This window comes from Bacillus cabrialesii (genome assembly GCF_004124315.2).
Lineage (GTDB): Bacteria > Bacillota > Bacilli > Bacillales > Bacillaceae > Bacillus > Bacillus cabrialesii.
In genome coordinates this window covers 3205750-3217782 of the sequence record NZ_CP096889.1, presented here as the reverse complement: position 1 = coordinate 3217782, position 12033 = coordinate 3205750, and the positions used below count along the sequence as shown (strand labels likewise).

The 12033-nt window shown below is 45.1% G+C and carries 14 protein-coding genes; 10 read left to right on the top strand and 4 right to left on the bottom strand.

Features of this window, described 5'->3' with window-relative positions; all coding sequences use genetic code 11:
* The first annotated feature begins 19 nt into the window (after window positions 1-19).
* Entirely contained in the window at window positions 20-382 is a 363-nt protein-coding gene (locus EFK13_RS16485; RefSeq protein ID WP_019259365.1) for a HesB/IscA family protein, read from the top strand.
* 474 nt (window positions 383-856) lie between these two features.
* The gene (gene paiA, locus EFK13_RS16480) at window positions 857-1375 is read left to right on the top strand and encodes a spermidine/spermine N(1)-acetyltransferase (protein ID WP_129507800.1); all 519 of its coding nucleotides are present in this window, start codon (window positions 857-859) and stop codon (window positions 1373-1375) included.
* 204 nt (window positions 1376-1579) lie between these two features.
* Here the strand turns inward: paiA and guaC are convergent, their stop codons facing one another.
* Entirely contained in the window at window positions 1580-2560 is a 981-nt protein-coding gene (guaC, locus tag EFK13_RS16475; protein ID WP_129507801.1) for a GMP reductase, read from the bottom strand.
* A 276-nt stretch (window positions 2561-2836) separates the two neighbouring features.
* Here guaC and EFK13_RS16470 point away from each other — a divergent pair, with 276 nt between their 5' ends.
* A complete protein-coding gene (locus EFK13_RS16470; RefSeq protein ID WP_129507688.1) occupies window positions 2837-2977 on the top strand; it encodes a hypothetical protein in 141 nt (46 codons plus the stop codon).
* Between the two features lie 38 nt (window positions 2978-3015).
* Here EFK13_RS16470 and yumC read toward each other — a convergent pair whose 3' ends face one another.
* The gene (gene yumC, locus EFK13_RS16465) at window positions 3016-4014 is read right to left on the bottom strand and encodes a ferredoxin--NADP reductase 2 (RefSeq protein WP_003220618.1); all 999 of its coding nucleotides are present in this window, start codon (window positions 4012-4014) and stop codon (window positions 3016-3018) included.
* Between the two features lie 331 nt (window positions 4015-4345).
* Here yumC and EFK13_RS16460 point away from each other — a divergent pair, with 331 nt between their 5' ends.
* The 4 genes from EFK13_RS16460 to spsC all read left to right on the top strand — a co-directional run bounded on the left by EFK13_RS16460 (window position 4346) and on the right by spsC (window position 7016).
* Window positions 4346-5566, top strand: a complete 1221-nt coding sequence (locus EFK13_RS16460; RefSeq protein WP_129507689.1) for an NAD(P)/FAD-dependent oxidoreductase — start codon at window positions 4346-4348, stop codon at window positions 5564-5566.
* A 173-nt stretch (window positions 5567-5739) separates the two neighbouring features.
* Window positions 5740-5883, top strand: coding sequence for a YuiA family protein (locus EFK13_RS16455; RefSeq protein ID WP_003243733.1), 144 nt, complete (start codon window positions 5740-5742; stop codon window positions 5881-5883).
* 52 nt (window positions 5884-5935) lie between these two features.
* Window positions 5936-6256 (top strand): YuiB family protein, encoded by a 321-nt coding sequence (locus EFK13_RS16450; RefSeq protein ID WP_075749047.1) that lies wholly within the window; start codon window positions 5936-5938, stop codon window positions 6254-6256.
* A 103-nt stretch (window positions 6257-6359) separates the two neighbouring features.
* The gene (spsC, locus tag EFK13_RS16445; RefSeq protein WP_129507690.1) at window positions 6360-7016 is read left to right on the top strand and encodes a stationary phase survival protein SpsC; all 657 of its coding nucleotides are present in this window, start codon (window positions 6360-6362) and stop codon (window positions 7014-7016) included.
* 27 nt (window positions 7017-7043) lie between these two features.
* On the opposite strand, the gene EFK13_RS16440 is transcribed toward spsC, so the two are convergent.
* Window positions 7044-7520 (bottom strand): divergent PAP2 family protein, encoded by a 477-nt coding sequence (locus EFK13_RS16440; protein WP_129507691.1) that lies wholly within the window; start codon window positions 7518-7520, stop codon window positions 7044-7046.
* Window positions 7521-7677: 157 nt separating this feature from the next.
* Here EFK13_RS16440 and EFK13_RS16435 point away from each other — a divergent pair, with 157 nt between their 5' ends.
* Both EFK13_RS16435 and EFK13_RS16430 read left to right on the top strand, forming a co-directional pair.
* Complete coding sequence (locus EFK13_RS16435; RefSeq protein ID WP_129507692.1) at window positions 7678-9183, top strand: leucyl aminopeptidase; 1506 nt, start codon at window positions 7678-7680, stop codon at window positions 9181-9183.
* Between the two features lie 141 nt (window positions 9184-9324).
* Window positions 9325-10653 (top strand): Na+/H+ antiporter family protein, encoded by a 1329-nt coding sequence (locus tag EFK13_RS16430; RefSeq protein ID WP_129507693.1) that lies wholly within the window; start codon window positions 9325-9327, stop codon window positions 10651-10653.
* 69 nt (window positions 10654-10722) lie between these two features.
* Here EFK13_RS16430 and EFK13_RS16425 read toward each other — a convergent pair whose 3' ends face one another.
* Window positions 10723-11325, bottom strand: coding sequence for a biotin transporter BioY (locus tag EFK13_RS16425; protein WP_129507694.1), 603 nt, complete (start codon window positions 11323-11325; stop codon window positions 10723-10725).
* A gap of 102 nt (window positions 11326-11427) precedes the next feature.
* Between EFK13_RS16425 and EFK13_RS16420 the strand changes: the two genes are divergently transcribed.
* Window positions 11428-12024, top strand: coding sequence for a sulfite oxidase-like oxidoreductase (locus EFK13_RS16420; protein ID WP_129507695.1), 597 nt, complete (start codon window positions 11428-11430; stop codon window positions 12022-12024).
* Window positions 12025-12033: the final 9 nt, after the last annotated feature.

The following is a 12033-nucleotide window of genomic DNA, read 5'->3' as shown; positions in this document are numbered from 1 at the left end:
TAAAAGGAGGTTCACAAAGATGAGCAACCCGGTAACAATTACAGAAGCAGCAGCTTTGCATATAAAAGATATGATGAAAGAGCATGAGGAAGAAAACGCGTTTCTGCGTGTCGGCGTCAAAGGCGGCGGCTGCAGCGGCCTTTCTTACGGCATGGGCTTTGAGCATGAAAAGGGCGAAAAAGACAGTATGTTTGATCAGCACGGCATCACAGTTCTTGTTGACAAAGAAAGCCTTGACATCATGAACGGCACCGTGATTGATTATAAACAATCCATGCTCGGCGGCGGCTTCACCATCGACAATCCAAACGCCATCGCCTCATGCGGCTGCGGTTCTTCTTTTAGAACAGCGACGAATGCAGGCAAGCCTGAAGAGTGCTAGGCGTTAAAACCCGAAATAACGGGATATGAATCGATCATCGCAGCTGATTGCGCGTGATCAGGTTTGTTAAGGACGCTTTTCTTAGCGATAAAACATCGTTAAGGAAGGCGTTTTTATTATGGCGTAAATGAAGAAACAACGGATAGCGACGAGTGTTTCAGCAGAGAAATGCCACTATTTGCTCGACATTTTCGCCTGTATTTTTATTGTAAGTACAACATAGTTGCGCTATATTTAACGTATGGCATTTTTATTGCATTTGCAACAAAATATGTATCGAGGAGTTGATGGTTAGGAAGAATTAGAATGGCAGCAAGGACAGCACCCTTAAGAAGCTTCAAGATAAGTTAGTTAAATAATAACAGCAAATCTGCAAAAAGCGTAATTTCCTGAAAGAAAATCATACTCAACATTCTTTAAAAAATATAGAAAAACAAGAGGAATAATTGATGAAATAAAGGAGTGACATTTTATATGACTATAAATATAAAAAAGTGCAGCCTTGAAGATTTAAAAATACTTCAAGAAATAAGTGTTGAAACATTCAACGATACATTTAAAGACCAGAATTCACCTGAAAATATGAAAGCCTATTTGGAAAGTGCATTTAACACGAAACAGTTGGAAAAGGAACTATCCACTATGTCTTCGCAGTTCTTTTTTGTTTACATTCATCACGAAGTCGCTGGATATGTAAAGGTGAACACCGATGACGCTCAGTCTGAAGAAATGGGCGATGAATCACTTGAAATCGAGAGGATTTATATAAAGAACAAATTTCAAAAACATGGGCTTGGCAAACATCTATTAAACAAAGCTTTGGACGTTGCCTTGGAATGCAATAAAAAGAAAATCTGGCTGGGTGTATGGGAAAAAAACGAAAATGCGATTGCATTTTATAAGAAAATGGGGTTTGTTCAAACCGGCGCCCACTCATTTTATATGGGTGATGAAGAACAAACAGACTTTATCATGACCAAAACACTCATGTAACTTTTTTCGAGGTGATGATTATTTATAATCTACAATAGTTTAAGGTGCAAATGTAAATGAATTTAGGGTTTTGCTCAATAAAATTCTTTGTCGCGATTATCACATCGGATCCAGAAATGATGAAATATAGTGCGCCTAAAGAGTTCTAACAACAGAGAAAACGCCAAGTCAAGCGGCGAACCGCAGCCTTGGCGCTTTTTATTTTTAGTACTTATCCCCATTAAAAATCGAATTCTTCACAATCACATAATCCACATTGCGGATCGCGTCAAGCTTTGTTCCGCCTGCGTAAGAGATAGAAGATTGAAGATCCTGTTCCATTTCAATCAGCGTATCCTTGATTGAGCCCTTATGCGGCACGTGCATTTTTTTGCCTTCTACATTTTTCTTTTCGCCTTTTTGGAATTCGGAGGCTGAGCCGAAGTATTCTTTGTAGAGCTTTCCGTCTTTTTCGATCGTTTGGCCCGGTGATTCTTCGTGTCCGGCAAATAGTGAACCGATCATGACCATTGTGGCGCCGAAGCGGATTGATTTTGCGATGTCGCCATGTGTGCGGATGCCGCCATCCGCGATAATCGGTTTGCTCGCAGCTTTGGCACACCAGCGAAGCGCCGCTAATTGCCAGCCGCCTGTGCCGAAGCCGGTTTTGATTTTCGTAATGCATACTTTTCCCGGTCCGATGCCGACTTTAGTGGCATCCGCTCCCGCGTTTTCAAGTTCTCTGACTGCTTCCGGCGTTCCGACATTGCCGGCAATGACAAAGGTGTCCGGCAAATGTTTTTTGAGGTGCTGAATCATTTCGATGACAGCATTTGAATGTCCGTGAGCAATGTCAATTGTCACATACTCGGGCGTGAGATTTTCTTCCGCCAGCTGGCGGACAAATTCGTACTCCTCATCTTTGACGCCAACGCTGATAGAAGAGAATAATCCGCGTGCGTTCATATCTTTAATAAAATCAATTCGTGTTTCAGGTTCAAATCGGTGCATCACATAAAAGTAGCCATTTTCGGCTAATTGAATGGCTAGCTCTTCATCTATAATCGTCTGCATATTGGCAGGAACGACGGGCAATGTAAATGTACGTCCGCCTAAACGTACGGATGTATCACATTCTGAACGGCTGTTCACAATGCATTTTGCAGGAATTAATTGAATATCTTCGTAATCAAATACGTTTTCCATCATTTTCACTCCTAAAAACGAATATTTAAAAGAATAATTTATGAAATGTTCGCCTTGTATAATGTACTCTGTTTTATTTAGGATGTCAAACATTTTATTTGCTTCAGATGTGTGCAAGTGTCTAAGCTTGTCATGCACAATGTGTTTGGGTATGATAGTTTTAACGAATGGTCTTAGAGAGCGGATCAAAAACGCGAATCATATACGTTCAGCAAAGCTTGGTCGTTCAGCACCAGGCTTTCTTTATGGCATAAACATGTGAAAGGAGCGAATGAGATGACGCAAAACGAAGAAAAAACACCGAAGTCCCAAAAGATCCAAGACCGCATTATTATGGCAATGATCTGGATCGTCGCAGCCCTTGTGATTGCGCTGGTTCTTGGAACTGCATTGAATTATATGAATATCTTCAAATAAAAAAGGAGCTGTGTCGCTGACACAAACTCCTTTTTTTCTTATTTATTTTCAAAAAGACTTGTTGAATGAAGAGGCTGTACGCGGGCTTTCGGATCCATGTAAGCCTTGGCGTTGTTCACTGCTGTCGGTGCCTCGCCGAAGCCGCTTGCGATCAGGTTGACTTTTCCTTCGTATGTACAAATGTCACCTGCTGCAAAGAAGCCTTCGATGTTTGTTTCCATTGTTGATTTGACGACAATGGAATTTTTCTCGATGTCCAGACCCCAGTTTTTGATCGGTCCAAGAGATGAAACGAAACCGTAGTTGACGATTAAGTCATCAATTTCTAAAATCTCTTTGCGGTCGCCTTTCACTTCTTCAAGCACAAGCTGTTCAATTTTGTCTTCCCCGATCAGCTCCGCAGGGACGAATGGTGTCAGGACATTTACCTTAGACGCATGAAGGTTTTCCACACTGTGCTCGTGCGCGCGGAACTTATCGCGGCGGTGAATGATGGATACTTCTTTTGCGATCGGCTCAAGCATAAGCGCCCAGTCAACCGCTGAATCTCCGCCGCCAAGGATCGCGACGCGTCTGCCGGCGAATTTTTGCAAATCGTCAACGAAGTAGTGAAGGTTTTTGCCTTCATATTGCTCGGCATTTTCAAGCTCCAGCTTTCTCGGTTTGAATGCGCCGTTTCCTGCAGTGATGATGACTGTTTTGGAGTAGTGGGTTTCTTCATTTGTCACAAGCTTAAACACGCCGTCCGCTTGTTTCTCAACAGATTCAACCGCTTGCTCCAGACAAATGGTTTGGTCGAATTTCGCCATTTGCTCTTTTAGGTTATTGATAAGCTCTTGTGCGCGGATTTTCGGGAAGCCCGCTACATCGTAGATATATTTTTCAGGGTATAGGGCGCTAAGCTGTCCGCCGAGCTGAGGCAGGCTTTCGATAATTTTGACGCTTGCCTGTCTCATGCCTCCGTAAAAAGCTGTGAATAAGCCGACCGGTCCCCCGCCTATAATTGTAATATCATAAACCTTTGTATCCTCTCGCATACGAAAATTGCCTCCTAAATGAAAATTGTTATTAATTATACCATATTGCTGTTTAAATTGACGAGTCAGCAGAAAAAATCGTAAGTGTCTAGCGTGCGCATCCATTCTTGAAAATTTTTCCGCAGGCCGATACGATGATAACCAAATGAATTGATCTTTTTCTGAATGTTTCTCGGGCCAGCCGGATAAATATGATAGTAGTGCTCTGGGTGAGGACTTCACAAAAAACTTTTCAATATATTTCATAAAATCCCGCCAATAAGCTGAAGCTAACACAAATGATCATTTTATTACGCGTCTAACAAAAGCAAAAAAAGAGAAGGTGGATGTGATGGCATTGAATAAGCCCAAAATCGTGATTTTAGGTGCAGGATATGGCGGATTGATGACGGTAACAAGGCTGACAAAGTTTGTCGGGCCGAATGATGCTGATATTACGCTTGTGAATAAACACAATTATCATTATGAAACGACATGGATGCATGAAGCGAGCGCGGGAACGCTCCACCATGACCGCTGCCGTTATCAGATAAAAGATGTAATCAACCAGTCGCGGGTCAATTTTGTACAGGATACCGTAAAGGCGATCAACATTGATGAGAAAAAAGTTGTGCTTGCGAATGGAGAGCTGCAATACGATTATTTAGTCATCGGGCTCGGAGCCGTGCCTGAAACGTTCGGCATTAAAGGCTTGAAAGAATATGCGTTTCCGATCGCCAATATCAACACGTCACGCCTGCTGCGGGAACATATTGAACTGCAGTTTGCGACTTACAATACGGAAGCGGAAAAGCGGCCGGACAGGTTAACAATCGTTGTAGGCGGAGCCGGGTTCACGGGAATCGAATTTCTCGGCGAGCTGGCAGCCCGCGTGCCTGAGCTCTGTAAGGAGTATGACATTGACAGAAGCCTTGTCCGCATCGTTTGTGTGGAAGCAGCGCCGACCGTTTTGCCGGGGTTTGATCCTGAGCTTGTCGATTATGCGGTTCATTATCTTGAGGAAAACGGAGTTGAGTTTAAGATCGGCACGGCAGTACAAGAATGTACACCGGAAGGAGTCAGAGTCGGGAAAAAAGATGAAGAACCTGAGCAGATCAAATCGCAAACCGTTGTATGGGCGGCAGGTGTCCGCGGCCATCCGATTGTGGAGGAAGCCGGTTTTGAAAATATGCGCGGCCGAGTCAAAGTCAATCCTGATCTTCGCGCACCCGGACATGACAACGTCTTCATTCTCGGCGACAGCTCACTGTTTATGAATGAAGATACTGAGCGCCCGTATCCGCCGACTGCGCAAATTGCGATGCAGCAGGGGATCACGGTTGCTAAGAACCTTGGCAAGCTCATTAAAGGCGGAGAGCTTGAGCAATTTAAGCCGGACATTAAGGGAACGGTGGCATCTCTTGGCGAGCATAACGCGGTTGGAGTCGTTTATGGCAGAAAGCTGAAAGGCACTCCGGCTTCGTTTATGAAAAAAGTCATCGATAACCGCTCGCTGTTTTTGATTGGCGGACTCGGACTGACGCTGAAAAAAGGCAAGTTTAAGTTTTTCTAAAAACCCGCTCTCCGCGGGTTTTTTTATTAAAAAACGCCAAAATAAAAAGAGAACGAGAGGAAAATAAGTATGTTTCCGCTTACATCAAAAGATTTGTCACATGATCTGACTTTATTGTTGACAGCTGGATGTGATATATTATCAGAAAATTAAGAAAAAAGGGTGATGATCAGATGAAAACTGCAACGACAACCGCTTCACATGCATGCCCATTTTGCTCAGGGAAAGGGTATTTTCAATTGATCCTCGGCGGTTCAGAGACTTGTCCGTCATGTCAGGGGACAGGAAAAGACAGTCATTCTTTTTCCAGCCGTTGACTTTATTTCAGCCCCCGCGTTACACTAAAAACAACGCAGGGGGTGGGATAGGTTGATTAGTCTGCCAGTCGTAATCATCTCAATTGTTTTGTTTTTTGTCTTGTTTTTTGGAATCGGTTTCTTATTAAACATGCTGCTGAGAATGTCTTGGATAATGGCTGTGATTTATCCGGTTGTATGCCTTTTCATTATCAGCAAGGAAAAGCTGATCAGCTATGTCCAGTCGCCGGGAGAATCCTTTGCCGGCCTGTTTCATCGTATCGTGTCATTAGCAGCTGCCGATGTGCTGATTTTAGCTAGCGGTTTGGCTGGTGCGATCGTGTCCGGTGTAGCGATCAATATGCTCAGAAAAAGAGGATATCAAATGTTTTAAATGCCGCTTTCTTCTAAAGAAAGCTTTTTTTGTGCTTTCTGCTCATTCACCATTTTGAATATTGCTCTCTCCAATTGGGAACAATGATTCGGAGGAGAGGTGAATGATGTTGAATATGATCAGACGTTTGCTGATGACCTGTTTATTTCTGCTTGCATTTGGCACGACATTTTTATCAGTGTCAGGAATTGAAGCGAAGGACTTGTCAAAATGGGTGCAGGAACATCAAGAAAAGCACTTGAAGCATGCAGGACTGACATTAAAAGCATTGCAGCAGAAAAAAACACAAACCATGTCCGCGGCTAAGGATAAAACAAAACCGTTAGAGGAAGCATTTGACTGGGACGAGTATCCGGTCCAAAAAGTAACAGCAACAGGCTACACAGCAGGAGCTGAATCGACGGGAAAGAAGCCTGGCGATCCATTATACGGGCTTACATATTCAGGCGTGAAAGTGAAACGGGATTTATACTCCACGGTTGCCGCTGACCCGTCCGTTTTTCCGATCGGGACGATTTTATTCATCCCGAATTACGGTCTCGGAGTTGTGGCCGACACAGGATCAGCTATTAAGGGAAACCGCCTTGATCTGTACTTCGAAACCGTCAAAGATGTGTACAATGAATGGGGCAAAAAAACCCTTGATGTATATGTGATTAAAAAGGGAACGGGAAAGGTCACCGAAGATGAGCTTGAGAAGCTCAATGAAACAAAATCGTTGCAGGTGTTCAGAAATCAATATAAAACTGTGAAAGAATAAAACGCTCCAGCCACGGCTGGAGCGTTTTTACATAAAAAAGTAAGCAAGTATCAATGTCAGTAAAATACCTGTTAACCCTCCGAAAAAGACCTCGATTGGCTGGTGCCCGAGAAGCTCCTTCAGCTTTTTTTGCTTTTCTTTATCTTCGGCTTTCGGGAAGTCCTTTGCTTCATTTACGAAGCGGTTAAAATCAATGACAAGCTTATTGAGAACTGTTGCCTGTTCACCGGCGTGACGTCTGACGCCGGTTGCGTCAAACATGGTAATGACGGCGAAAATGGCGGAAACCGCAAAGAGAGAGGAGCCTAATCCGTGCTCCAAGGCTACGCCTGTAGAAAGCGCAGTGACCGCTGCGGAGTGAGAGCTCGGCATGCCGCCCGTACTTGTGACCAGCGACCAGTCCAGTTTTCTGGATACGATAAACTGGATGGGCACTTTGACGACCTGAGCAAAAATAATCGCGGCCAGGCTTGATAATAAAGGAAAATTCGTTAAAAGTTCCATAGGCGACATCCTTTCTATTTGAAAAATCTTTCGTGTTTCAAAAGAAAAAAGCAAGTCTTAGACTGTTGTTTGATAAAATAAGTGTAATGGAAAGAATGTTTTTCCTATTATACCATTGTTCATTACAAATACCCATTACGTAAGGAGTGTAAGCCTCATGTTTTATGCGGTTCAGCAACTAGAGCATACAGATACCCTTGTGGTCGGGCTTTTTCAAAAAAGCCGGCTGACAGGCAAAGCAATGGAAATTGATGAAATGCTGGAAGGCCATCTGACACAGCTGTTGAAAGATGGTGATGTCTCTTCGAAACCGAATCAAGTATCAAAAGTATTCCCTACATCTTCTGCGGGTATGAAACGGATTTATTTCGTTGGCTTGGGGAGAGAGGCAAATTATTCGTTTGAACAGGCGAAGGAATGTTTTGCTCATGTTTTTCAAGCCATTCATAAAGACCGAAAACAAGAAGCCGCTGTCCTGCTTGACACGTTTATGTCGGAAGACGTGCCAGCAGCCGATGCCGCTCATGCTTTAGCTGAGAGCTGCCTGCTTGCTTCCTATGAGGTGCAGGATTATAAACACAAATCAAATGAGCCGGACAAACAAATTGAGGCCGTGTATGCCGTCACAGATGAAGACACACAAGAAGTGCAGGCGGGACTTCGCGTCGGCCAGGCATACGGTCAAGGGGTAAATTCGGCTAGAACGCTTGTGAATATGCCAGGAAACATGCTGACAGCGACCGACCTTGCTTCTTATGCAGAGGAGCTTGCAGCGAAATATGATTTTGAGTGTGAAATATTGGAGAAATCAGAAATGGAAGAGCTCGGCATGGGAGGAATACTTGCGGTAAACCAAGGCTCTGACGAACCGCCGAAGATGATTGTGCTGAAGTATCAGGGCAAAAAGGATTGGGAAGACGTCGTCGGACTTGTCGGAAAAGGGATTACCTTTGATACAGGCGGCTACTCCATTAAAACGAAATCTGGAATTGTCGGCATGAAATCTGATATGGGAGGAGCGGCTGCGGTTCTTGGCGCAATGGAAACGATCGGAGAGCTTCGTCCAGAGCAAAATGTGCTGGCCGTTATACCGTCAACCGATAATATGATCTCCGGCGGGGCGATGAAGCCTGATGATGTCATCGTGTCATTAAGCGGAAAAACAATTGAAATCCTCAATACGGATGCTGAAGGAAGACTGGTGCTTGCCGATGGCATTACATACGCGAAACAGCATGGCGCGTCAGTGCTTGTTGATGTGGCTACACTTACCGGCGGCGTCGTGGTGGCATTAGGAACAGAAACGACCGGCGCTATGACAAATGATCAACGCTTTTATGAGCAGGTAGTCGATGCAGCGGGGGAGTGCGGCGAGGCGATCTGGCAGCTGCCGATAACAGAGAAGGATAAAAAACGTGTGAAAAGCAGCCAAATGGCGGACCTCAGCAATTCGCCGGGACGTGAAGGACATGCGATTATGGCAGGCACGTTTCTTGGTGAATTTGCTGAAGCAACGCCTTGGGTTCATCTAGATATTGCGGGCACGGCGACTTCAAATAAAGCAACTTGCTTCGGCCCGTCCGGAGCCACCGGCGTGATGGCCAGAACACTGGCCACGCTGGCGGAGCGATTTGCATTGGAAGAAGATAAAAGCCAGTCATGATAAATCCCCGCCGCAGTATGCGGCGGGGATTTTTTCTTCCAAAATCTTTAGTTGACTAAAGTATATCGATTATGATACGATACGTTCGTACTTTATTTATCTACTACATTAGCAAACTAAAGGATTTTTTGGAGGGGTATCATGAATGCAGTCGTTATCGCAGTGCTGCTTATGCTTGTTTTAAGCCTGCTGCGTGTCAATATTGTTATCGCATTAATCTTAGGCGCCTTGGCCGGCGGGTTAACAGGCGGGCTCGGTCTTGGCGAAACGGTTAAAGCCTTTACTGACGGACTCGGCGGAAATGCCACCGTTGCAGTCAGCTACGCCATGCTTGGCGCGTTTGCTGCGGCTTTAACGAAAACGGGTCTTCCGGACGCCATGGTGGAAGCCTCTGTTAAATTAATCGGAAATAAAGAAGATTCTCGCAAAAAAGCACTGTCCAAAGTGCTGATTGTGCTGATTATTTTAATCGTATCTTGTTTCTCGCAAAACGTTGTTCCGGTTCACATCGCATTTATCCCGGTGCTGATTCCGCCGCTTTTGAAAATCTTTAATGAACTTGAAATGGACCGCCGTCTGATTGCGTGTGTGATCACATTCGGATTAACGGCTCCTTATATTTTGCTGCCGGTCGGTTTCGGCCAAATCTTTCAGGGCATGCTCAAGGATAATATGGCAGATGCCGGATTAAACGTATCTCTCGGTGATATTCCTTACGCCTTAATGATTCCGGTTGCGGGTATGGTTGCAGGTCTGATTTTATCAATCATCGTATTCCGTAAGCCGAAAACATACGAAACAAAAGAAATATCTGGTGCGAACGCTTCTCCATATACGAAAAAAAGCCTGGCTATCGCGGTGCTTGCCATTGTCGTGTCACTCGGCGTTCAGCTCTACTTATCTCAGACCTTGGGAGTAGAAGGGATGATTATGGGGGCGCTGGCGGGCCTGATTATTCTGTTTGTCAGCGGTGTGATGAAGCGTGATGAGGCGGACTCGCTGATAACTGACGGAATGGTCTTAATGGCCTTTATCGGCTTTGTCATGCTTGTTGCAGCCGGATTTTCAAATGTATTGACCAAAACCGGAGATGTCGAGGCACTGGTCAAAACATCAGCTGGCTTTATCGGACACAGTCAGTCGTTGGGCGCATTGCTGATGCTCATTGTCGGCTTGTTGATTACAATGGGAATCGGATCTTCTTTTGCGACGATTCCAGTCATCACAACCATTTTTGTGCCTCTATGTATGCAGCTCGGTTTTAGCCCGATGGCAACGGTCGCGATTATCGGAGCGGCTGCTGCGCTTGGCGATGCCGGTTCACCTGCCAGCGACAGTACACTTGGGCCGACTTCAGGATTAAGCGCGGACGGCCAGCATCACCACATTTGGGATACTTGTGTGCCGACATTTATATTTTATAATATTCCGCTTATCATCTTTGGCTGGATTGCAGCGCTTGTTTTATAGGAAAAAGGCTTCCCTTTACTGGGGAGCCTTTTCTCGTTATGATAAAAAAACCGTCCAATAGAACGGTTTTTATGTGGATGATATGTGATTGCTGTTAAAGCCGGTTGCTTTATGAATAGAACGGTAGATTGCAGGTGCGATAACTGCCAGAACCACAGCCAGCGCCGTGTCTTTTACCATAAACCAAGTCATATATCCCCAAGTCGTGCCGTAGCTCACTGGAGTATGAATCCAGAGCTTCAGTGCAAGATACATATAGGTTGTGCCGATGATATACATGATCGCCGTTCCGATTAGTGAAGCAACGAGGAATCGGACTTTGCTTGGCTGGAGTTTGCGTTCTAAAAACCATCCAGCTGCAAAAGCCGCCGGGATGTATGAGAGAATAAATCCGCCGCTTTGACCGGCAAACGGCGCGAAGCCCGCGGAAAACTTAGCAAACACAGGCGCTCCGGCCAATCCGACAAGCGCATAGACGACCATGGCAATCGCTGCTCGTCTGCTGCCGAGCAGCAAGGCCGCCAAAAGACAAAAAAACGGCTGCATTGACAGCGGAATGCCGGCTACTTGTAAAAAGGGTGCCACTGATGTAATGTTGGCGCCGACAGCCATAAGTGCGGCGAACATGCCGATCAGCGCCATATCTCCCGCACGAAGTTTATGTTGTTTCATTGTTGTTCCCCCTTAGGTTTACATACACAATCATAGAGTAATAAAGAACGGAAATATTGTCAACATAAATTAAAATATGGTTAACAAAAAGGAGGGTTCTGTATGTATTTCGGAAAAACAAAACAATCCAATCAATCTGGGAGAGTCCCGCCAAACCAAAACGTCACAACCTCATTTCCTGTGCTTCATACGGGAAATGTACCGTATTACGAGGATATGGCCAAATGGAATCTTCAAGTATACGGATTGGTTGACCATCCGATGCTGCTAAGCTTTGAAGATGTCAAAGCCTTTCCTCAGTACGAATCGAAAAATGACATCCATTGCGTCACTGGATGGTCAAGGCTTGATAATGTGTGGCAAGGCGTGCGGGCACGTGATATAGCGGAAAAAGCGGGTGTAAAAGAAGAAGCGGGCTACGTCATTTTACATGCGGAAGAGGGCTGGACGACCAATCTGGCGCTTGATGATTTTTTGGCTGAAACCTCACTTTTGGCTTATGCGCATCATGGCGAGCCTTTAACGCCTGAACACGGCTTCCCGCTGCGGGGCGTGTTTCCGCATCTGTATTTTTGGAAAAGCGCCAAGTGGCTGCGCGGCATCCAATTTACGAAAGAAAATCACCCCGGCTTTTGGGAGCAGAATGGCTATCACATGAGAGGAGACCCTTGGCAAAATCAAAGGTTTACATGGGATTAAGGTTCTATT